The sequence below is a fragment of the Parabacteroides sp. Marseille-P3160 genome, from assembly GCF_900162725.1.
Lineage (GTDB): Bacteria > Bacteroidota > Bacteroidia > Bacteroidales > Tannerellaceae > Marseille-P3160.
On record NZ_LT799418.1, the window covers coordinates 1,517,596 to 1,539,245 of the forward strand.

Consider the following 21,650-nt stretch of genomic DNA (forward strand, 5'->3'; position numbering starts at 1 on the left):
AAAAAAGTAAGATTATCCATGTCAAAAACAATTTCTTCTATATTAGTTGAATCACTAACCTGCTTACTTTGTATCAGGTTATAAAAACAGAGATGATATCATGAAAACACAATCAAATTTGTATCTCTTTCTGATTGCACTAATATCTGCAATGGGTGGACTTCTGTTCGGCTACGATTGGGTAGTGATTGGCGGTGCCAAGCTTTTCTATGAGCAGTATTTCGGAATTGCAGGCCAGCCGGTGTTGCAGGGATGGGCAATGAGTAGTGCATTAATCGGCTGTTTGCTGGGTGCCTTGACCGCCGGTAAGCTCAGTGATCGTTTCGGACGAAAGCCGATACTCATTCTTTCGGCAGCTCTGTTCCTTTGTTCTTCTATCGGTACGGGAATGGCGGAAACGTTTACAGTGTTCAATATCTTTCGTTTAACGGGTGGTTTTGCGATTGGGATTGCCTCTAACCTGTCCCCGATGTATATTGCAGAGATTTCGCCGGCACATTTGCGGGGGCGCTTTGTGGCGATAAACCAATTGACGATCGTTTTGGGAATACTTTCCTCGCAGGTAGTAAACTGGCTGATTGCTGAGCCGGTGCCATTGGATGCGACAAATGAGATTATTCGCCTGTCCTGGAATGGCCAGATGGGATGGCGCTGGATGTTTTGGGCGATGACGGTGCCTTCTGTACTGTTTTTCTCTTTAGGTTTTATTTTACCTGAAAGCCCACGTTGGCTGGCTTCAACCGGTAAACCGGAAGCCGCCCTTCATATATTTTCCAAGATTGGTGGCGAGCAGTATGCTAAGACTGAATTAAGGACAATTCAGGCGACTTCAACGAATATGGATAAACAGGGAGGATTCAGGCAATTATTGCATCCGTCCATGCGCAAAGTCTTGATTATAGGGGTTGTAATGGCTGTTTTGCAACAATGGTGCGGTATTAATGTGATCTTTAATTATGCACAGGAAATCTTTATGGCAGCGGGCTATGGAGTCTCCGATGTATTGATGAATATTGTGGTAACAGGTATTACAAATGTCATATTTACGATTATATCCATGTTTGTCGTAGATCGGTGGGGCCGGAAAGCACTTGCATTGATAGGTGCATTCGGATTAGCCGTGATTTACTCTTTTATGGGGGCCGCTTATTATTTCCATCTCTCCGGGATCATCTTGTTAGTAATTGTGGTGATGGCTATTGCCTGTTATGCGATGACGTTGGCAACGGTGATGTGGGTTATCATCTCGGAAATCTTTCCGAATCATGTACGGGGAGTCGCGATGTCGGTATGTACGTTTGCTTTATGGTCTGCCTGTTTTATACTGACCTATACATTTCCTCTGCTTAATAGTGGCTTAGGTGCGGCAGGAACCTTCTGGTTGTATGGATTGATCTGTCTTGCGGGAGGTGTTTTTGTCTGGCGAAAACTGCCGGAAACAAAAGGCAAAAGCCTGGAAGAATTAGAAAAAGAGTTAATAAAATAAGAGATTGATGGAAAAGATAACAGAATATTTAATCCGGAGCACTGTACATACGAGTGAAGTTCGTGCCTGGCAAGAAGAACTATGGTTGCCCACCTATGAAATAGGAACAGAAGAAAAGAATCCTATTTTCTTGGAAAAGCGAGTCTACCAAGGGAGTAGTGGGGCTGTGTATCCATATCCGGTAATAGAGAAGATTTCGGATGATAAAAAAGACAAATTATACCGTGTGCTATTTATAGAGAATGAGTATCTCAAAATCATGATTCTTCCTGAATTGGGAGGACGTGTACATATGGCATACGATAAAGTGAAGAAACGTCATTTCGTTTATTATAATCAGGTTGTAAAACCGGCATTAGTGGGACTGACCGGGCCGTGGATTTCAGGGGGAATCGAATTTAACTGGCCGCAGCATCATCGTCCTTCCACCTTTTTGCCTACAGATTATTCCATCGAGGAGAATCCGGATGGCAGCAAGACAATCTGGTGCAACGAAGTAGAGCGTATGTTTCGGACCAAAGGGATGCAGGGCTTTACCCTGTATCCCGGCAAAGCTTATTTGGAAGTGAAGGTTCAAATTTATAACCGAACGGCTTTTCCGCAGACTTTTCTCTGGTGGGCTAATCCGGCTGTCGTTGTGAACGATCACTACCATTCGGTCTTTCCACCGGATGTACATGCGGTTTTCGATCATGGGAAGCGGGATGTTTCTTCCTTTCCGATTGCGACGGGAGTTTATTACAAACAGGATTATTCGGCCGGTGTAGATATTTCCAAATATAAGAACATACCGGTTCCTACGTCTTATATGGCGATTCAATCTAAATATGACTTTGTCGGAGGCTATGAAGAGCAGGTAAAAGCCGGTTTGTTGCATGTTGCCGATCATCATGTTTCGCCGGGGAAAAAACAATGGACTTGGGGTAACGGAGACTTCGGCATTGCTTGGGACCGGAATCTGACGGATGAAGACGGACCGTATATTGAATTGATGACCGGTGTCTATACGGATAATCAACCGGATTTCTCCTGGCTGCAACCTTATGAAGAAAAGACCTGGAAACAATATTTTATGCCTTATAGTGAAGTCGGTTATGTAAAAAATGCAACAAAAGAGGTACTGCTTAACCTGGAGGTGGAAGAAGGGCAGGGGAGATTAACCGTTTATATGACGGCAGAAAATAAAGAGATACATCTTTGTGTAAAGCATGTGGACGGTAGGGTACTCTTTGACCGGATTACGGATATTTCTCCCGGAAATCCTTTTTCTGTCGCTTTTATTGCAAAGGAAATAGCTTCTGAAGATATAATCGCAGAAGTAAGAAATGCCCAAGGGCAACTGCTGCTCTCTTACCAGGCTGAAAAGCCGGAAATTAAACCGATACCGGATCCGGCCAAAGCGGCGAAAGATCCCAAAGAGATTGCTTCTGTCGAACAACTGTTTCTTACCGGATTACATTTGGAACAATACCGTCATGCTACCTACAATCCAATGGATTATTATCGGGAAGCCTTGCGCCGGGAACCGGGAGAGGTAAGATGTAATAATGCCGTCGGTTTATTCTTGATGCGTAAAGGACAATTTGCCCAAGCTGAACCTTATTTTAGAAAGGCCATTGAAACCCTGACGGAACGTAATCCGAATCCATATGACGGAGAACCCTATTATAATCTGGGTTGGAGTTATAAAATGCAACAGAAGTTGGAGGAAGCCTATGATGCTTTCTATAAATCGACTTGGAATGCCGCCTGGAAAGATGCCGGTTATTATGCTTTGGCACAGATTGATTGTATGCGTGGAAATTATACGGAAGCCTTGCGTCACGTGGATAACTCCCTGATCCGTAATTGGCATAATCATAAATCCCGTCAGTTGAAAGCTTCTCTTTTGCGGAAACTGGGAAGGAAAGAGGAAGCGATCGGGTTTATAAATGAATCGTTAAAGATAGATCGCTTTAATATGGGTTGTCGCTTTGAGTCTTATTTGCTGACAGGAGATAAAACCGTTCTTTCCGGAATAAATCAGTTGTTGCAAAACCGGGTACACAGTTATATTGAATATTCACTTGATTTTTCAACTGCCGGACTTTATGAGGAAGCTATTGAATTATTAAATGAATATAATATAGGCGGAAGTTCCGTTTATCCGATGGCTTATTATGCAACGGGTTATTTCTATTCCTGCAAAGGGGATAAAGAAACCGCATTACTCTATTATCAGAAGGCTGAAAAGGAAGATCATTCCTATTGTTTTCCGAATCGATTAGAAGAAATTCTTATTTTACAGAATGCCATGGCCCTGAATTCCGGACGCGCATCAAAAGCTGCTTATAGCTTAGGGAACTTCTGGTATGCCAATCGCCAATATGAAAATGCAATCTCTTGCTGGGAGGAATCCGCTTTACTGGATGCTGCATTTCCGACCGTATGGCGTAATCTTTCTTTGGCCTATTATAATAAACGCAATGACCCGCAGAAAGCATTGGAAACATTAGAGAAAGCCTTCTTTTTGAATACCCGGGATTCCCGTGTGTTAATGGAGTTGGACCAGTTGTATAAACGACTCGGATACCCATACGGCCGGCGACTTGAGTTTCTCGATAAATACAAGGATCAGGTGGATGAACGGGATGATCTTTTTATTGAATACATTACCTTGCACAATCAATTGGAACGGTATCAAGAAGCGAAGGATCTTATTGACCACCGGAAGTTTCATCCCTGGGAAGGAGGCGAAGGTAAGATCACCGGGCAATATGTGTTTTGCCGTGTTGAGTTGGCCAAACGAGCGATTGCGGATAAGCGCTATATGGAAGCATTGGCTCTTTTGGAAGAAACGGATTCTTATCCTCCTAATTTGGGTGAAGGCAAATTAAAAAATGCAGAAGAGAATAATATCTGGTATTACAAAGGGGTTGCCTACCGTTATGCAGGAAAAGAGGAAGAAGCGAATGCTTGTTTTGAACAAGCAGTAATAGGCTCTTCCGAACCACAGCAAGCCTTCTTTTATAACGACCCGCAACCAGACCAGATCTTTTACCAGGGATTGGCATGGAGAGCGTTAGGGAAAGAGGATAAAGCCTGTAGTTGTTTCAATAAATTGGTTAAGCACGGAGAGAAACATTTGTTTGATGAATGCCGTATCAATTATTTTGCAGTTTCTCTGCCCGATCTGGCTATCTGGGAAGATGATCTGAATAAACGAAACCGGATTCATTGCAATTATGTAATGGGGTTGGGTTCCTTGGGTTTGGGTGAAAAGGAAAAGGCAAAAGATTTTTTAGATGCTGTTCTCTCTTTGGATATAAACCACCAGGGAGCTCAAATTCATTGCTGCCCATTACCCTAAAGGAAACCGTTTCAAAACTAGGCATTCTGCATGATGATGAAAGTGAATCCGTTTTTTGATTGGATGGTTGGCGGGATTACACTAACTTTGTATTCCTGAAAAAACGAATTTTTTATTAATGTGAAGAGTAGTATGCTTTCATTCAATGAGATATTGCAGAGGATCGAGAAGGAAATCAAAAATCTCCGCTTCGAGGAACCTCCCCGGAGCTTGTTTAGACCGATTGAATATACACTGACTTTGGGTGGTAAACGGATTCGTCCGGCGTTTACACTGATTGCTTGTAATATTTACCGAGAAGACGTGGAGGATGCTATCTATCCAGCTTTGGGTTTGGAAGTGTTCCATAATTTCACTCTCCTGCACGACGATCTGATGGATGAAGCGGACAAACGGCGCAATAAACCGACAGTACATAACAAGTGGAATGCCAATACGGCGATTCTTTCGGGTGATGCCATGCTGATCGTGGCCTATCAACTGATCGGTGAGACCGTATCCCATCGCTTGAAAGAGGTGCTGGACATCTTTACCCAAACGGCATTGGAGATCTGCGAAGGACAGGAATATGATATGGAATTCGAATCCCGGATGGACGTCTCGGAGGAGGAATATATCGAAATGATACGGCTGAAGACGGCCGTCCTGATCGCTTGTTGCCTGAAAACAGGTGCGATCGTGGGCGGAGCTTTGCGAGAGGACGCCGAGCATCTTTACCGGTACGGAATCAATATCGGACTGGCGTTTCAGCTTCAGGACGATCTCCTGGATGTTTACGGTGACAGCCAGACCTTCGGGAAAAATATCGGCGGGGATATCCTTTGCAATAAGAAAACATTCCTTTTGGTGCAAGCCCTAAAGCTGGCTTCCGGGAAACTGAAGGAGGAACTGGTCGGATGGCTGGAGAAAAAGGATTTTGTGCCCGGTGAAAAGATTGCGGAGATGACCTCTCTCTATAACAGATTGGGAATTAAGGAACTGACCGATGAGCGAATCCGCTACTTCTATGCCGAAGCTTTGAAAAACCTGTCGAAGGTGAAGGCTCCTAAGGAGCGGCTGGCGGTTTTATATGAAGTAGGTGAACATTTAATGAGTCGGAATGCCTGATGGAATTGATCGATACCCATTGTCATATCTATGCGGAGGAATTCGACGCCGACCGGGAGGTGCTGACAGAAGAGGCTAAGGCTTCCGGCATCGGTCGCCTGCTTTTGCCTAATATTGATTTGGAAAGCATTGCGGCGATGCATGCGTTTTGCGATACGCACCCCGGTTTCGCCTATCCGATGATGGGCTTGCACCCGACGAGTGTCGGCCGGGAATATGCAACGGCGTTGGCGCAAATCGAATCCTGGTTGCCGAAGCGTCCTTATTGTGCGATCGGTGAGATTGGGATGGATCTTTACTGGGATAAATCATTCCTGAAAGAACAGAAGGAGGTGTTTGAGGAACAACTGCGTTGGAGCATCGACTTGGATCTGCCGGTAGCGATCCATACCCGCGACGCTTTCCCGGAGGTGTTCGACAGCCTCCATAAGGTGGGTGTTGAGCGGCTGAAAGGCGTTTTCCATTGCTTTACCGGCACGCCGGAAGAACTGGAGGAAATTCTCTCAATGAAACGTTTCAAGATTGGGATCGGAGGGGTCATTACGTTTAAGAAGTCCGTCCTGGCAGAAACAATCGCCTCTACGCCCCTTTCGGCAATCCTGCTGGAGACGGACGCTCCTTATTTGGCGCCGGCCCCCTATCGCGGCAAGCGGAACTGTCCGGCCTATATCTGGGAAACCGCCCGCAAGGTAGCCGGGACATTCGGGATTCCGTTGGAAGAGATAGTGAGGATAACGCGGGAGAACGCCCTGGAGTTGTTTCGCTTTTAAGGGTTTTTTGTTTTTCTTTCATCGGCGAAGTCAATAAAAATGACTATATTTGTTAGCTTTTTTAGAGATTAAAATTGAGTTTTTTAAAAGAATACGAATTCATGAGTGAAGAAAAGAAGAATGCATCGGGAGGATACTCTGCGGATAGTATTCAGGTATTGGAAGGTTTAGAAGCAGTCAGGAAAAGACCGGCAATGTATATTGGTGATATTGGCGAAAAGGGCCTGCACCATTTGGTTTATGAGGTGGTAGATAACTCTATCGACGAAGCGTTGGCCGGCTATTGCACCCATATTGAAGTCGTGATCAATGAAGATAATTCCATTGTCGTTACGGACAACGGACGGGGAATCCCGGTGGATCTCCATGAGAAAGAAGGCAAGTCCGCGCTGGAAGTGGTCTTGACCGTGTTGCATGCCGGAGGTAAGTTCGACAAAGGCAGCTATAAGGTTTCCGGAGGGCTGCATGGCGTCGGTGTTTCCTGTGTGAATGCTCTTTCTTCTTACCTGAAGGCGGAAGTGCGCCGGAACGGGAAAGTCTATATGCAGGAATTCTCGATCGGACAGCCAACAAGCGAGCTTCATACGATCGGAGAAAGTACGGAAACGGGTACCCGGATTACTTTTAAGCCGGACGCATCCATCTTCACCTCTACGGAATATAAATATGATATTCTGGCGAATCGCCTGCGCGAGTTGTCCTATTTGAATGCCGGCGTCAAGCTGTTGCTAACCGACAAACGGGTGAAGAAGGAAGACGGCAGCTATAAGAGCGAAATTTTTTATTCGGAACAGGGGCTGAAGGAATTTGTCAATTATATCGACCGTTCCAAGGAACGCCTGATTCAGGATGTGATCCATATCGTGACGGAAAAACAGGGAATTCCCGTGGAGGTCGCCATGACCTATAATACTACATATAACGAAAGTGTATTCTCTTATGTGAATGATATTAATACGATCGAGGGAGGAACTCACTTGGCCGGTTTCCGCCGTGGACTGACGCGTACTTTGAAGAAATACGCCGAAGACTCCAAATTGCTGGAAAAGGCGAAGGTGGAGATTCAGGGTGATGACTTCCGGGAAGGACTGACTGCCGTTATATCGATCAAGGTGGCCGAGCCTCAGTTCGAGGGGCAGACGAAAACCAAGTTGGGGAACAACGAAGTGATGGGAGCCGTGGATATGGCTGTCGGAGAAGCCCTTGGGAACTATCTGGAAGAGCATCCGAGGGAGGCGAAAGTGATTGTAGACAAGGTCATCCTGGCTGCAACCGCCCGTCAGGCGGCGCGCAAGGCCCGCGAGATGGTACAGCGCAAGTCGCCGATGACTGGAGGCGGATTGCCGGGCAAGCTAGCCGATTGTTCTTCCAAAGACGCTGCGATCTGCGAGCTATTCCTCGTCGAGGGAGATTCTGCAGGCGGTACGGCTAAACAGGGGCGCGACCGTAATTTTCAGGCGATTCTGCCGTTGCGTGGTAAGATACTGAACGTCGAGAAGGCGATGGATCATAAGGTATTTGAAAGTGAGGAAATACAAAATATCTTCCGTGCAATGGGTGTGACCATCGGAACCGAGGAAGATCAAAAAGAGTTGAATTTAAGTAAGATACGATATCATAAAGTGATAATTATGACCGATGCGGATGTGGATGGAAGTCATATTGCGACGTTGATCCTTACTTTCTTCTTCCGTCGCATGAGGGCTCTGATCGATAACGGATACGTTTATCTGGCGACTCCTCCGCTCTATTTGTGTAAGAAAGGCAAGGTTGAAGAATATTGTTGGACGGAGCAACAACGCCAGGCCTTTATCGACAAATACGGAAGCGGCAATGAGAATCAAATCCATACGCAACGGTACAAAGGTTTGGGAGAAATGAATGATCACCAGCTTTGGGATACGACAATGAATCCGGAAAACCGTACACTAAAGCAAATTACTATTGAGAACGCAGTGGAAGCCGATTCCATTTTCGCGATGTTGATGGGCGAAGATGTGGCTCCGCGACGTGAATTTATCGAGGATAATGCAACTTATGCAAATATTGATGCCTGATGAAACTGAATGCAACGATTCATTCGTTTAATTTGAAATCCGTTTTTCAGGAAGCGGATCAATATGTTCCCGCATTGGAAGATAGGCTTCCCCGCATTGGGATCTCGATGAACCGGAAGGAGGGGCAAGCTTGTCTTGCCGAAGACTATTACCTGTCCGTGTTACGGGCGGGAGGAGCGCCGGTGCTGATTCCGGCACTAACGGACTTGAGTGCGCTGACGGTTCTCGTAGAGGATTTGGATGGGTTGATTTTCACCGGAGGAGGGGATATCAACCCTCTTTTTGTATCGGAAGAGCCGGTACCGGCGTTGGGAGAAGGCGATACTTTCCGGGATTTATACGAACTAAGATTGTTGCGTCTGGCATTTAACCGGCAGATTCCTTTGATGGGCATATGCCGCGGGCACCAGCTTTTCAGCGTCGCTTTTGGCGGGAGCATCTACCAGGATCTGGTTTCGCAGGCGGGAATTCCGGTCATTCAGCACAGCCAGAAGCAACCCCGTCCATATCCTTCGCATACCATTACGCTGAGAAATACGAATACCGGTTTGCAGTCGATTTTCGGGAATGCCGATACGTTGGCAGTAAATTCTTTTCACCATCAGGCGGTTAAGGAACTTCCTCCTGAGTTTGAAACGACGGCCATTGCTCCGGACGGAATTAATGAAGCTATGGAACATCCTTATTATCCAATATTCAGCGTCCAATGGCATCCCGAAGCGATGACTGCTGGCGAGAGCCCGATGCTGGATCTGTTCCGCTATCACATAAAGAAAGCCGTTACCTTCCGGAAGGCAAAAGAACTGCACCGGCGGATCCTGACGCTCGATTCGCACACAGATACCCCGATGGTTTTTCCCGGTCATTTTGACTTGGGGAAAAAGGAAGGGGGAAAAGTCAATCTGCCTTTTATGGAAGAGGGGCTGATCGACGCCGCTTTCATGGTCGCCTATATTCCACAAGGGAAACGGGATAACGATTCGCTTAGGAAAGCGACAGATTATGCCGTAGAGCGCCTAACGGAGGTAAGACGGCAGGAACTGATCAACGGCAAACGAATGGGAATCGCAACGACTCCGGATGATTTGCGACGTCTGAAACGGGAAGGAAAGAAAGCGATCTTCCTGGGCATTGAAAACGGATATGCTTTGGGAAAAGAATTGGCCAATGTGGAGCGTTTCAAAAAGATGGGCGTATCCTACATCACGCTTTGTCATAATGGGGACAATGATCTTTGCGATTCGGCGGCCGGAACGAACGAATGGGGCGGATTGAGCCCTTACGGCCGGGAAGTGGTGGCGGAGATGAACCGCCTGGGCATTATGGTCGATGTGTCACACGCTGCCGACAGTACCTTCTTTGATGCATTGAAAACGAGTCGGGTACCGATTATCGCTTCGCACTCTTCCGCCCGCGCTTTGACGGATCATCGCCGGAACCTGACGGACGAGCAGTTGAAAGCTTTGGCCGCGCAGGGAGGCGTCGTACAGGTTTGCTTATATAAAGAATTCGTGAATACGGATGCGGACAAGGCTTCGATCGACGATGCCATCCGCCATATCGATCATATCGTTCATTTGATCGGGTTCGATCACGTGGGCATCGGCTCCGATTTTGACGGCGACGGCGAGTTGATAGGTTGCCGTGCATCAAATGAACTGATAAATATTACCGTTAAGCTATTGGAAAAAGGCTACCGGGAAGAAGATATCGCTAAATTGTGGGGAGAGAATCTGCTTCGGGTGATGACAGCCGTGCAAGCGGCGGCGGAAAGCCCGGCCTAAAATCAAGTATTTTATATGAACAGGGTTTATTATTTTATTTTATCCGCTATTTTATTACTCTCCTGCTGCTCGCAGAAAAGTGAGAAATCGTCTTCAGCCGAAACGAAGCCGAAGGCCCGGCAAGCGGCGCCGGATTTCAAGGCGGACAGCGCCTATGCCTACATCGGGAAGCAGGCGGCCTTCGGGCCGCGGGTGCCCAACACAAAAGCCCACAAGGATTGCGGGGATTATTTAACCGCGGAATTGAAACGCTTCGGTGCGGAAATCTTCATACAGGAAGCCACCCTGACAGCTTATAACGGCACCTCTTTGCAGGCGCGAAACATTATCGGAGCTTACCATCCCGAGCGGGAAAAACGGATTATGCTTTTTGCCCACTGGGATTCACGTCCTTATGCCGATCATGACCCGGACGAAACGAATCACCGGACGCCGATCCTGGGTGTAGACGACGGCGCCAGCGGGGTGGGAGTCCTGTTGGAAATAGCCCGTCTGTTGCAACAAAAATCGCCGGATGGAGTAGGGATCGACATTCTATTTTTCGATGCGGAAGATTACGGCACACCGGAGTTTGTTACCGATAACCAGAAGGAAAACACGTGGTGCTTGGGTTCCCAGTTCTGGGCAAAGAATCCCCATGTCCCCAATTACAAGGCAGAGTATGGTATCCTATTGGATATGGTGGGAGCAAAGAATGCAACCTTCTATAAAGAGATGATTTCGATGCGTTATGCCGCCCGTTATGTGGACCTGCTGTGGAATACGGCGCGTGACCTGGGTTATGGCAAGTTTTTTATCCATGCGCCCGGAACAGCGGTGACGGATGACCATTTATACGTGATTCAGGGACGAAATATTCCCTGCGTAGATATTATTAATTATGATCCGGAAAGCGATACGGGGTTTGGACACTACTGGCATACGCTGAACGATACTATGGAGAATATCGACCGGGAGACGTTGAAGGCAGTCGGACAAACCGTTTTGCAGGTAATCTATGACAATTAGAAAGGAGATATCCAAGGATGACTATTAACAAAATACAGGACGAAGTAATTGAAGAGTTTTCAGCCTTTGACGACTGGATGGATAAATATGCTTTATTGATCGATTTGGGGAATTCGCTCGCCCCGCTGGATGAAAAATATAAGACGGAGAGCAACCTAATCGAGGGCTGTCAGAGTCGCGTCTGGTTGCAGGCGGATTATATCGACGGGAAGATTCATTTTCAAGGGGAAAGCGATGCCGTTATTGTCAAAGGGATTGTTTCCTTACTGATCCGCGTCTTGTCCGATCATACGCCGAAGGAAATCCTGGATGCCGATCTTTATTTTGTAGAGAAGATCGGATTAAAGGAACATCTTTCTCCGACCCGCTCCAATGGACTGGTAGCCATGTTGAAGCAGATGCGCTTATACGCTTTGGCGTTCCATGCTAAAGAAGGAAATTGAATCCATTAGAAATTAAACGAGAGTTGTTCCGGAATTAAAGTAAATGTCTTACGGTGGTAAGGCGTGATGCCGAGCCGTCGGATCGCTTCCCTGTGCGCTTTCGTGGGATATCCCTTGTTTTCCGGCCAATGGTAGTCCGGATAGCGGGAGGCCAGTTCCTTCATATAATCGTCGCGGTACGTTTTGGCTAAGATGGAAGCGGCGGCAATGCTCATATAGATACCATCTCCCTTGATGACAGTCGTATGCGGTATGCCGGGATAGGGGGTAAAGCGGTTGCCGTCGATCAATAACTGCTCCGGACAAGGATGCAATTGCCCGATTGCCCGATGCATTGCAAGGAAAGAGGCCCTTAAAATATTGATCCGGTCGATTTCCTCCGGGGAAGCCGTTCCTACCGCCCAGGCAATGGCTTCCTGTTCGATAACTGGACGTAAGGCATACCGACACTTTTCGGAAAGTTGTTTGCTGTCGTTCAGCAATTCGTTCCGGAATCCGGCAGGCAGGATGACGGCTGCGGCAAAGACCGCACCGGCCAGGCATCCCCGTCCGGCTTCATCGCAACCAGCTTCCAGCCGTCCCGTTTGTAAATAAGGTAAAAGCATTTTTCCCCACTACTTATTTAAAAACATTTTCCGCACTCTTTCCACTGCAGCAATGAAGCTATCGATCTCTTCTATCGTATTATAGAAAGCAAAAGAAGCGCGGACCGTTCCCTCGATGCCCATCGCATGCATCAGCGGCTCGGCGCAATGATGGCCGGTGCGTACGGCAATGCCTAACCGGTCCAACAGCATCCCCATATCGTAGTGATGAATCGAACCGATGAGGAACGAAATGACGCTGCTCTTTTCTGCCGCCTCTCCAAAGATACGCGTTCCTTCGATTTGTTTCAGTTGTTCCGTCGCGTATTGCAACAAACTATGTTCGTAAGCGGCAATTTCATTGATTCCCAAACGGCTTACATACCGGAGGGCTTCGGCCAGGGCGGTACTTCCGATATAGTCCGGCGTACCAGCCTCGAACTTAAATGGTAGCTCGTTGAACGTTGTTTTCTCAAAAGAGACGCTGGCAATCATCTCTCCGCCCCCCTGATAGGGAGGGAGCCGGTCCAGCCATTCTTCCTTGCCATATAATATGCCGATTCCCGTCGGGCCATAGATCTTATGCCCTGAAAATGCGTAGAATTCAGCGTCCAACGCCTGCACGTCCACCGGGATATGGGGCACGGCTTGTGCACCGTCTATCAGGATCGGAACTCCGTGGTTATGGGCGATATCGATCAGTTGCCTGATAGGGTTTACCGTCCCCAGTACGTTGGAAACGTGGGTGAGGGAAACCAATCTTGTCTTTTCTGAAAAGAGCTTCTCATATTCTTCGACAATTAGTTCTCCCCGTTCATTGATGGGAACGACTTTCAGCGAAATCCCTTTCTTTGCCGCCTGGATCTGCCAGGGGACAATATTGGAATGATGCTCCATCACTGAAACGATCACTTCGTCGCCGACGGACATGCAGGCGTCTGTGAAGCTGGAAGCCACTAGATTGATCGCTTCTGTTGTTCCCCGGGTGAAGATAATCTCGGAGGGGGAACGGGCATTCAGAAATCGCTGGACTGTTTTCCGGGCTTCCTCATGTGCTTCCGTTGCCTGCTGGCTCAGGAAATGTACCCCCCGGTGAATGTTAGCATTCACATTATAATACTCTTCCTCAATCTTCTCTACTACACAACGAGGCTTCTGCGTCGTTGCGCTATTATCAAAATAAATCAACGGATGATCGTATATCGTGCGTTGTAATATGGGAAAATCCTTCCGGATTGATTGAATATCTAACATACTTTTCTCTTTCTGTATAATAAATGATTTCCAAAGATAAGAATCTTTCATGAACTATGAACGATGAAGTATGAACGATGAATGCTATGGGGCATTGGGGTAAATTAAAAAAAGGTGTTATAGATTCTGCCGGTTAATGAGATAATGTATAATTATTTATAGAACTTAATTTTTCTAAAGAGGTAAACAATATGTCCGAGAATTTCTTTCCTTTACAGAGAAAATGATTAGAATTATTTTATAATTAAGAGAATCAGAAATGAAGAAGTTATTGTTAAGTTTTACCTTATTAGCGGCTATCAGCTTCGGCGCTACGATAAACGCTCAAGATGTGAAGGCTAAGAAAGAGCCTGCCAAAACGGAGTCTTGTTGCAAAAAGGAAGCTAAGTCCGAAAAGACGGGATGCAGCACAACTAAAACTGCTGAAAACAAGACGAAAAAGAGTTGTTGTTCTGCAAAAGCTTCAGATAAGAAAGTGGCTGATGCGACAACTAAAAAAGGAAAGTAAGCGATTCGCTTTGTTATAGGGATAAAAGGTCCTGTATTAATAGTACGGGGCTTTTTTGTTCGTCTTCTTTTCTGAAAAATAAGTTTTCCACTCCTTATGATTATTCAGTTTAACTGGTTGTCGAGAACTGGTTAATTCATTATAATAATCCAGTTAGCCTATTGATAATAATTAGTTAACTGGATTTTTTGTTATTGGGAGTGACTGTTATTCGGAGAGAGATTATAATTTTGTAATGAAGTAAATTCAGTATCATATGAAATTAACTTATATTTACCATAGTGGGTTTATCTTGACGGGCGAACGGTTAAGCATCGTGATTGACTATTTTAACGGATTATCCAATCAATCGGGAAGCCCTTTGTCGCTGGATACGATCCTTCATCTTCCGGGAGAATTATATGTGCTGTCTTCCCATTCCCATCCGGATCACTTTAGCCCGGTCGTGCTTTCATGGAAAGAAGAACGCAAGGATATCCATTATATTTTTTCCAAAGATATACTGAAACGTAAGTTGGCGAAGGCGGAAGACGCAACCTATCTTAAGAAAGGAGATATATATAATGATGAAAACCTGCGGATACAGGCATTTGGTTCGACAGATGTCGGTATCTCTTTTTATATCGAGGCGTGTGGAAAACGCATCTTTCATGCTGGAGATCTGAATAACTGGCATTGGATAGAGGAGTCGACCGAGGAAGAAATCCGGGAGGCGGAAGATAATTATTTGAGGGAATTGGATGCTATGGCGCAGTCGGTCGACCGTCTGGACTTGGCGATGTTCCCGATCGATCCTAGATTGGGAAAGGATTTCGATCGCGGAGGACGCCAGTTTATCGATCGCATTCCCGTTCGCATCTTCGTACCGATGCATTTCTGGGAACGACCTGCGGAAGTGGAAGTTTTTCGTCCCTATGCCGAATCGCATGGAGTCGATTATGAGGTTTTATCCGTTCCCGGGCAGAGTTTGGACTTTTAATTTAAACTATACTGATATGGAAATTAAAGCTCGTTTTGATCATTTTAATATTAATGTGACGGATCTTGATGAAAGCATCACCTTCTATCAAAAAGCGTTGGGACTGACGGAAGCCCGACGGAAGGTCGCGGAAGACGGTTCTTTCATTTTGGTTTATCTGACCGATCGGGTAACCGGATTTTTGCTGGAACTGACCTGGTTAAAGGATAAAGAGGGTAGTTATGAATTGGGAGATAACGAAAGTCATCTTTGTTTCCGAGTGGAAGGTGATTACGACGAAGTCCGTAAATATCATAAAGAATTAGATTGCATTTGTTACGAGAATACGTCTATGGGACTCTATTTTATTCATGATCCGGACGACTATTGGATTGAGATTTTACCTTTGGTAAAAGTTTAATATGAATGGGGACAGGGCATTCATCCTTTGTCCTTTTTTATGACTCGACGGATGTATATTTACTGGATGAACAGACTTTATTGATGTAGTATTAAGGGGCCGGAGCATTCCTAAATTAATTTATGGCTGATTGCGGAAGCGATGAATTCGGCTGCCCGTTCGTTATGTCCGCCTCCCAGGATCAGCATATCGGCTTGTCTTTTGGATGGTTTGATAAATTCTTCATACATCGGGCGAACTGTTTGATAATAACGTTCGATCACCATTTCCACCGTACGGCCGCGAGAGGCGATATCCCGTTGAATGATGCGGGTGAGGCGTTGATCGGCCGGAACCTCAAGGAATAGTTTCATGTCTAATTCCATGCATAATTCCAAGCAAGTATAAATAAGTATGCCTTCAACCAATAGAATTTTCTTAGGCCCCATGGCTACCGTTTCTTTTTGCCGGGCGCATTCCAGATAAGAATAAGTCGGATAGGCGATTGGTTCTCCTTTTTTTAATTTACGGATGTCATTGACCATGAGCGGCCATTCGATTGAATTCGGATGGTCGAAATTTTGTTTTCTCCGCTCTTCCAACGGTAGATGGCTTAAATCCAAATAATAAGCATCTTGTGGTAAAACGGCAATTTCATTGCCGGGCACTTTATTTAAAATCCGGTCGACAAATGTTGTTTTCCCCGAGCCGGACCCCCCGGCAATTCCAATCACATACATTCTTTCTTTTGTTTTACTGCTGCAAAGATAAGCCTATTGGGAACATGATGAACATTTTTCGTTATAAATGCATTCTCTTTGTCTGTTCTTTTCCGATATTGTTCTATCTTTAACCCATCAAAAGACAAATGGTAAACCAAAAAGATCAAAAGACGATGAAGCAATTTTCGAAAGCCTTTTGGGTTGCGAACTCTGTAGAATTATTAGAACGTTTAGCTTATTATGCCGTATTTATTGTAATCACTCTTTATTTATCCAATGTTTGGGGATTTACAGATATTGAAGCTGGGGCCATCTCCGGCGTTTTTTCTGCTTGCCTGTATCTGCTGCCTACCTTTGTGGGTGCCTATGCTGATAAGATCGGTTTCCGTACTTCGATTTTGCTGGCTTTCGCTTTATTAACTTTAGGATATTTCGGGCTGGGACTGCTCCCGACTTTATTAGAAGGAGCGGGTTTGGTTTCCTACGGAATGAAGACGACTTTCACCGGCCTGAATTCAAGTCATCTGCGTTGGTCGATTGTTCCGGTTATGACCTTGATAGTCATCGGAGGAGCATTCATCAAGGCGGTTATTTCGGGTACGGTGGCCCGGGAAACAACGACCGAGAACCGCGCACGAGGCTATGCCATCTTTTATATGATGGTCAATATCGGCGCTTTTACCGGAAAGACCGTTGTTGATCCTTTACGCAAAAGTATGGGTGACCAGGGCCTGGTCTATCTGAACTTTTTTGCCGCATCAATGACTTTACTCGCCTTGGTTGCGGTTTTCTTTTTCTACCAATCCGTACGGACGGAAGGACAGGGGAAGAGTCTGAAAGAACTATGGGAAGGATTGATTCGTGTATGCAAAAACGGGCGGTTAATTGCCTTAATCCTTATTATCAGCGGTTTTTGGATGATTCAGAGCCAAATGTACGCAACGATGCCGAAGTACGTAATCCGCATGATCGGTGAAGACGCTTCGCCCGGATGGTATGCGAACGTGAATCCATTGATCGTTTTTGTTTGTGTCAACTTTATCACCTCCTTTATGAAGAAACGAACGGCCTTAACTTCCATGACAATCGGGATGTTGATTATCCCTGCTTCCGCTTTTGTAATGTCATTGGGTACGCAGGTTGGCGCCGGATTTATACTGGGCCTGCACCCGGTGGCTTTTATGATGATTATCGGCATCGCCATGCAGGCTTTGGCGGAATGTTTTATTTCCCCTCGATTTTTGGAATATTTCTCTCTGCAGGCGCCGAAAGGAGAGGAAGGGTTATATTTGGGATTTAGCCATTTGCACTCTTTTTTCTCTTATCTTTTTGCTTTCGGCCTGTCCGGATTCCTTCTGGACCGCTATTGCCCCGATCCCCGGTTGTTCTCTTCGCCCGAAGCCTATACGGCCGCTACGGCGAATGCTCATTACATCTGGTTTGTTTTTGTAGGGATCGGGCTGATTTCTGCGGTTGCCCTATTGATTTACGGCAAGGTTACGAGGGCTATCGACCGGAGACGCGCGGAACAATAAGCTCCCGGTTTATAAATGAAAAGAGAGAGCGGATTAACATTCATCCACCCTCTTTGTCAGTTTAGTATATCCGTTTATTGTAGCCTGTATTGGATAGGAAGGGTAAAATATACCGGAACAGGCTTTCCCTTGTTTTTGCCGGGAATCCATTTGGGCATACTTTCTACAATCCGGATGGCTTCCGCATCGCAGGCCGGATCCAGACCTCTCAAGACTTCGATGTTAGAAAGGCTTCCATCCGTTTGCACCACGTAACGGATGATTACCCGCCCTTGTGTGCCTGCCTCGGCGCTTGCTCTCGGATATTTCAGATTCGTTGTTACATAGGCCATTAATGCTTTATCCCCGCCCGGATATTGAGGCATCTGTTCGACTTCATCATTCGTTTTGGCTTTTACTTCAACAAGGCTATTCCGGAATGAAATAGGAACAGTGAAATAAACCGGAACGGGTTTCCCTTTCTGTTTCCCGGGCGTCCATTTAGGCATATTCCGTACGGCCATGAGGGCCGCTGCGTCGCAGGCCGGATCCAATCCCCTCAGCACTTCCACATTGGAAACACTGCCATCTTTTTGGACGATGAAACGCACGATCACCCGTCCGTTTACCTTACTTTCTTTCGGGTATTGCAAGTTAGTATGGATATAATCCATTAGCGCATTATCACCGCCTGGGAAGCTGGGCATTTCTTCTACGCCGGTGTAAGGAACTTCGTTGTCTTCCGTCACGACCTTACCCTGTTCCACGACCTTTACATCCACCTTTCCGAAAGGCTCTGTTGCGCTTTCCTTTTCAGGAAGGTCAGTGACTGTGATATGGACCATTTCCGGTTTCTCTTCTTCTTTAGTCGCATAGCCGACAACAACGATGCTTCCTTCCACGCCGGCCGTTTCCAATTGCTTTTTAGCCCCGTTCAGTCGGTAAAGAACCGGCAGAGTGCGTTTAACGGCTACGGGCGTTCCTTGGTTTTTCGCCGGTGTCCATTTTCCCATCTCTTTAACAACACGGATCACTTCGTTGTCCAATAACGGATGGAGGTTTGTCTGAGGTTTTACGTCGGTAACGCTGCCGTCCGTTGCGATGGTGTATTCTATCACGACCTGCCCCTGTATCTCCTGCTTTGCGGCATCGCTCGGATAGCGCAGGTTCATCTGGATGTATCTTTGCAGCGCCTGCTCGCCTCCTGGATACAGCGGAGGTTCATCGAACTTCGCCTGCGGAAGTTCCGTCCGGGTCAATTCCTTTACCAGTCCTTTTGTTACGCGTGCTACTGCTTCTATATTACTGAATAGCAGCAGAAAACCTATCAACGGAAGAAAGACGAGATATTTAATCCGTATAATTCCTTTGGATCGTTTTTTATTCATCATACTGATTCTGTTTTTAAGGTGTAATACATTAAAACTATTATATAATGTTGCTGCAGCCTGATGATGGGCAAGCCCTAACAAATGATATTGGTAGCTCTTGCTGTCGTAACCAGAATGGAGAACCCTGTCGTCCGCCAGGTATTCCAGATTGTGGCGGACTTCCCGCTTGAGAAGCCAGACGAAAGGATTGTACCAGAAAAGAATGGTGAGTATCTCGCTGGCGATCACGTCGATGGAGTGCATCTGCCGGACATGGGGCGATTCATGCGTCAGTATTTCATCGATTTCCTTCTCCGAAAGGGAAGGGAGGTAGATGAAAATCAGATGGAAAAAGGAGAAAGGCCCTACCGGGTGCTCCAATGCATAGATCCGGACTCCTTGGTACATCATAAGTCGGCTCTGCCGTTTCAAATGCAAAATGCTGTACAACTGGGCGATAAGGCGAATAAGCAGGAGGGCGGCGCCCAACAGGTAGAGGCAGAGCCAGATATTCGCCCACGAAACAGGTTCGGATGCTTCCGTCTCGATGATGACGGGCGAGATTATCGCCGAGTAGAAACCGATGACTTCCGCCATCGGTTCCTGCCCCTTCAGCCAGTCCTGAAAATTACATAACGGATAGAGCAAAGCCAATCCGTAGAACGCCAGCAGGAAAACTCGGCGCAATTTGAAAAAGGTGTCTTTGTAGAAAAATAGCCGGTAAAAGCCGTAAAACAACGCAAAGGCGATGTTTACTTTCAGCAGGTAAACAATTTCGGGAGTCATGGTATTGGATCGACTGGTTTATTCTTTCCCTTTTTCTATTAGCCGGAGGATTTCCTTCAAATCTTCCGCCGAGATTTTCTCTTCCTTGGCGAAGAAAGTGACCATTTCCTTGTAGGAGTTTTCAAAGTAATTTTGGATGACTCCGTTCATGAATACCCGTTTGTATTCGTGTTCGTTGATTCGCGGATTATATTGGTACGTATTTCCGATGCGTTTGCTCTTAATGTATTTCTTGCGTTCCAGATTTTTGATAATCGAGGCCAAGGTGGTGTATGGTGGCTTCGGATCCTTATATCGCGCCAGAATATCCCTTATAAAACAAGGAGCGATCTCCCAAATGTGTAGCATTGCTTCTTCTTCCTGAGATGTTAACTTTTCCATATTGCTTCTTTTATTATGATTCTATTGCAAATCTACGATTATATCGTAAACTTGGAATAAATAACCGGTTAAATAGTATTAAAATCTTATGTGGAAAGAAGATGAAAATTCGGTTAACTGTTTGCATTCATCTGGGAGACTCTCTTTTTGAAAAGCTGCAGCCCAAAGGGAAATCTCTCTCTATCCAATTCGATCATTCAATGGCGGGATGTTTGTTTTTAATGATTATCCGCATCGCGTCCTACGTGAAAAATCGAGTATACTGAGTGAATAAATCGAGTATACTCGATTTTATGATTCAGTATACTGAATGGATGTATTGAGTGCACTGATTTTTTTCAGGGATTTAAATGCCTCTGCCAGGATATTATGCGGATAATCATTTTGTTTTTTATCCTGCAGCCTGCATCGGGTGATGCGATAAACCGGGCCGGGAGCGCACCCGCTATTTTAGAAATAATCGTTTGTCGTTGAAGAAGAAAAGAAAATCGTTGCGTATAAAAAATAATCTTTTTACCTTTGCGCCTCGAATTATTAATTACTTAATCAATTAACAACACGTATGAACAATTACGAAACCGTTTTCATTTTAACTCCCGTTTTGTCTGATGCACAGATGAAGGAAACGGTAGAAAAATTCAAGAATTTCCTGCTCGGAGAAGGAGCGGAAATCGTAAATGAAGAGAATTGGGGCCTTCGTAAGTTAGCTTATCCTATCGATAAGAAAACGACCGGATTCTATCAATTGATTGAATTCAAGGCTAATCCCTCGACCATCGCTCCCCTGGAGGTGAATTTCCGCCGGGACGAACGCGTCCTTCGTTTCTTGACATTCCGTCAGGAAAAATATGCAGCAGAATATGCTGCCAAGAGAAGAAACTTAAAATCATCCGCAAGGGAAAAAGAAACAACAGTAAAGGAGGACTAAACAATGGCTACATCAAATCAATCGGAAATCAGATATTTAACGCCCCCGTCGGTAGACGTTAAGAAGAAGAAATATTGCCGTTTCAAAAAGAGCGGTATCAAATACATCGATTACAAGGATCCGGAATTTTTGAAGAAATTCCTGAACGAACAGGGAAAGATCCTTCCCCGCCGTATCACAGGTACTTCGTTGAAGTTCCAACGCCGTATCGCACAGGCGGTTAAAAGAGCCCGCCATCTGG

General features: G+C 45.9%; 19 protein-coding genes. 14 read left to right on the plus strand and 5 right to left on the minus strand.

Annotated features, from left to right (window positions below):
- Positions 1-100: 100 nt before the first annotated feature.
- From BQ8014_RS06105 to BQ8014_RS06140, 8 genes are all read left to right on the plus strand, one after another.
- Positions 101-1,486 carry a sugar porter family MFS transporter gene (locus BQ8014_RS06105; protein ID WP_080903596.1) on the plus strand — a complete coding sequence of 462 codons (1,386 nt, stop codon included), beginning with the start codon at positions 101-103 and terminating at the stop codon, positions 1,484-1,486.
- A gap of 7 nt (positions 1,487-1,493) precedes the next feature.
- Positions 1,494-4,835: a DUF5107 domain-containing protein gene (locus BQ8014_RS06110; protein ID WP_080903597.1), complete on the plus strand. Its 3,342-nt coding sequence runs from the start codon at positions 1,494-1,496 to the stop codon at positions 4,833-4,835.
- A gap of 132 nt (positions 4,836-4,967) precedes the next feature.
- Positions 4,968-5,942: a polyprenyl synthetase family protein gene (locus BQ8014_RS06115; RefSeq protein ID WP_080903598.1), complete on the plus strand. Its 975-nt coding sequence runs from the start codon at positions 4,968-4,970 to the stop codon at positions 5,940-5,942.
- Positions 5,942-6,712: a TatD family hydrolase gene (locus BQ8014_RS06120; RefSeq protein ID WP_080903599.1), complete on the plus strand. Its 771-nt coding sequence runs from the start codon at positions 5,942-5,944 to the stop codon at positions 6,710-6,712. Before BQ8014_RS06115 ends, BQ8014_RS06120 begins: the two co-directional genes overlap by 1 nt.
- Positions 6,713-6,813: 101 nt before the next feature.
- On the plus strand, positions 6,814-8,769 hold the full coding sequence (gene gyrB, locus BQ8014_RS06125) for a DNA topoisomerase (ATP-hydrolyzing) subunit B (RefSeq protein ID WP_080905846.1): 1,956 nt from the start codon (positions 6,814-6,816) through the stop codon (positions 8,767-8,769).
- Complete coding sequence (locus tag BQ8014_RS06130; protein ID WP_080903600.1) at positions 8,769-10,553, plus strand: gamma-glutamyl-gamma-aminobutyrate hydrolase family protein; 1,785 nt, start codon at positions 8,769-8,771, stop codon at positions 10,551-10,553. The genes gyrB and BQ8014_RS06130 overlap by 1 nt, the downstream gene beginning before the upstream one ends.
- A 15-nt stretch (positions 10,554-10,568) precedes the next feature.
- Positions 10,569-11,561 carry a M20 family metallopeptidase gene (locus BQ8014_RS06135; RefSeq protein WP_080903601.1) on the plus strand — a complete coding sequence of 331 codons (993 nt, stop codon included), beginning with the start codon at positions 10,569-10,571 and terminating at the stop codon, positions 11,559-11,561.
- Positions 11,562-11,578: 17 nt separating this feature from the next.
- On the plus strand, positions 11,579-12,004 hold the full coding sequence (locus BQ8014_RS06140) for a SufE family protein (RefSeq protein WP_080903602.1): 426 nt from the start codon (positions 11,579-11,581) through the stop codon (positions 12,002-12,004).
- A 5-nt stretch (positions 12,005-12,009) separates the two neighbouring features.
- Here BQ8014_RS06140 and BQ8014_RS06145 read toward each other — a convergent pair whose 3' ends face one another.
- Positions 12,010-12,609: a ribonuclease HII gene (locus tag BQ8014_RS06145; RefSeq protein ID WP_080903603.1), complete on the minus strand. Its 600-nt coding sequence runs from the start codon at positions 12,607-12,609 to the stop codon at positions 12,010-12,012.
- 9 nt (positions 12,610-12,618) lie between these two features.
- Positions 12,619-13,842 (minus strand): aminotransferase class V-fold PLP-dependent enzyme, encoded by a 1,224-nt coding sequence (locus tag BQ8014_RS06150; RefSeq protein ID WP_080905847.1) that lies wholly within the window; start codon positions 13,840-13,842, stop codon positions 12,619-12,621.
- 259 nt (positions 13,843-14,101) lie between these two features.
- On the opposite strand from BQ8014_RS06150, the gene BQ8014_RS06155 reads away from it, so the two are divergent.
- From BQ8014_RS06155 to BQ8014_RS06165, 3 genes are all read left to right on the plus strand, one after another.
- A complete protein-coding gene (locus BQ8014_RS06155) occupies positions 14,102-14,350 on the plus strand; it encodes a hypothetical protein (protein WP_080903604.1) in 249 nt (82 codons plus the stop codon).
- 256 nt (positions 14,351-14,606) lie between these two features.
- Positions 14,607-15,329 carry an MBL fold metallo-hydrolase gene (locus BQ8014_RS06160; protein ID WP_080903605.1) on the plus strand — a complete coding sequence of 241 codons (723 nt, stop codon included), beginning with the start codon at positions 14,607-14,609 and terminating at the stop codon, positions 15,327-15,329.
- 16 nt (positions 15,330-15,345) lie between these two features.
- A complete protein-coding gene (locus BQ8014_RS06165; RefSeq protein WP_080903606.1) occupies positions 15,346-15,729 on the plus strand; it encodes a VOC family protein in 384 nt (127 codons plus the stop codon).
- Between the two features lie 110 nt (positions 15,730-15,839).
- Here the strand turns inward: BQ8014_RS06165 and udk are convergent, their stop codons facing one another.
- Positions 15,840-16,448: a uridine kinase gene (udk, locus tag BQ8014_RS06170; RefSeq protein ID WP_080903607.1), complete on the minus strand. Its 609-nt coding sequence runs from the start codon at positions 16,446-16,448 to the stop codon at positions 15,840-15,842.
- Between the two features lie 128 nt (positions 16,449-16,576).
- On the opposite strand from udk, the gene BQ8014_RS06175 reads away from it, so the two are divergent.
- Positions 16,577-17,965: an MFS transporter gene (locus BQ8014_RS06175; RefSeq protein ID WP_200814359.1), complete on the plus strand. Its 1,389-nt coding sequence runs from the start codon at positions 16,577-16,579 to the stop codon at positions 17,963-17,965.
- 74 nt (positions 17,966-18,039) lie between these two features.
- Here BQ8014_RS06175 and BQ8014_RS06180 read toward each other — a convergent pair whose 3' ends face one another.
- Together BQ8014_RS06180 and BQ8014_RS06185 are read right to left on the minus strand one after the other, a co-directional pair.
- On the minus strand, positions 18,040-20,100 hold the full coding sequence (locus BQ8014_RS06180) for a M56 family metallopeptidase (protein WP_080903608.1): 2,061 nt from the start codon (positions 20,098-20,100) through the stop codon (positions 18,040-18,042).
- An 18-nt stretch (positions 20,101-20,118) separates the two neighbouring features.
- Positions 20,119-20,481 carry a BlaI/MecI/CopY family transcriptional regulator gene (locus BQ8014_RS06185; RefSeq protein WP_080903609.1) on the minus strand — a complete coding sequence of 121 codons (363 nt, stop codon included), beginning with the start codon at positions 20,479-20,481 and terminating at the stop codon, positions 20,119-20,121.
- Positions 20,482-21,043: 562 nt separating this feature from the next.
- Between BQ8014_RS06185 and rpsF the strand changes: the two genes are divergently transcribed.
- Together rpsF and rpsR are read left to right on the plus strand one after the other, a co-directional pair.
- Positions 21,044-21,409, plus strand: a complete 366-nt coding sequence (gene rpsF, locus BQ8014_RS06190) for a 30S ribosomal protein S6 (RefSeq protein WP_080903610.1) — start codon at positions 21,044-21,046, stop codon at positions 21,407-21,409.
- A gap of 3 nt (positions 21,410-21,412) precedes the next feature.
- Positions 21,413-21,650, plus strand: a 238-nt coding sequence (rpsR, locus tag BQ8014_RS06195; RefSeq protein WP_080903611.1) for a 30S ribosomal protein S18, incomplete at its 3' end; no start/stop codon positions are given.

Excerpts from the sequence above, each read along its gene's own strand:
- rpsF (WP_080903610.1), top strand. The coding sequence starts at position 21,044 with ATGAACAATTACGAAACCGTTTTCATTTTAACTCCCGTTTTGTCTGAT.
- BQ8014_RS06185 (WP_080903609.1), bottom strand. The coding sequence starts at position 20,481 with ATGGAAAAGTTAACATCTCAGGAAGAAGAAGCAATGCTACACATTTGG.
- BQ8014_RS06155 (WP_080903604.1), top strand. The coding sequence starts at position 14,102 with ATGAAGAAGTTATTGTTAAGTTTTACCTTATTAGCGGCTATCAGCTTC.
- BQ8014_RS06115 (WP_080903598.1), top strand. The coding sequence starts at position 4,968 with ATGCTTTCATTCAATGAGATATTGCAGAGGATCGAGAAGGAAATCAAA.
- BQ8014_RS06105 (WP_080903596.1), top strand. The coding sequence starts at position 101 with ATGAAAACACAATCAAATTTGTATCTCTTTCTGATTGCACTAATATCT.
- gyrB (WP_080905846.1), top strand. The coding sequence starts at position 6,814 with ATGAGTGAAGAAAAGAAGAATGCATCGGGAGGATACTCTGCGGATAGT.
- BQ8014_RS06180 (WP_080903608.1), bottom strand. The coding sequence starts at position 20,100 with ATGACTCCCGAAATTGTTTACCTGCTGAAAGTAAACATCGCCTTTGCG.
- BQ8014_RS06110 (WP_080903597.1), top strand. The coding sequence starts at position 1,494 with ATGGAAAAGATAACAGAATATTTAATCCGGAGCACTGTACATACGAGT.
- BQ8014_RS06140 (WP_080903602.1), top strand. The coding sequence starts at position 11,579 with ATGACTATTAACAAAATACAGGACGAAGTAATTGAAGAGTTTTCAGCC.
- BQ8014_RS06145 (WP_080903603.1), bottom strand. The coding sequence starts at position 12,609 with ATGCTTTTACCTTATTTACAAACGGGACGGCTGGAAGCTGGTTGCGAT.
- BQ8014_RS06150 (WP_080905847.1), bottom strand. The coding sequence starts at position 13,842 with ATGTTAGATATTCAATCAATCCGGAAGGATTTTCCCATATTACAACGC.
- BQ8014_RS06165 (WP_080903606.1), top strand. The coding sequence starts at position 15,346 with ATGGAAATTAAAGCTCGTTTTGATCATTTTAATATTAATGTGACGGAT.
- udk (WP_080903607.1), bottom strand. The coding sequence starts at position 16,448 with ATGTATGTGATTGGAATTGCCGGGGGGTCCGGCTCGGGGAAAACAACA.
- BQ8014_RS06175 (WP_200814359.1), top strand. The coding sequence starts at position 16,577 with ATGGTAAACCAAAAAGATCAAAAGACGATGAAGCAATTTTCGAAAGCC.
- BQ8014_RS06120 (WP_080903599.1), top strand. The coding sequence starts at position 5,942 with ATGGAATTGATCGATACCCATTGTCATATCTATGCGGAGGAATTCGAC.
- BQ8014_RS06160 (WP_080903605.1), top strand. The coding sequence starts at position 14,607 with ATGAAATTAACTTATATTTACCATAGTGGGTTTATCTTGACGGGCGAA.
- BQ8014_RS06135 (WP_080903601.1), top strand. The coding sequence starts at position 10,569 with ATGAACAGGGTTTATTATTTTATTTTATCCGCTATTTTATTACTCTCC.
- BQ8014_RS06130 (WP_080903600.1), top strand. The coding sequence starts at position 8,769 with ATGAAACTGAATGCAACGATTCATTCGTTTAATTTGAAATCCGTTTTT.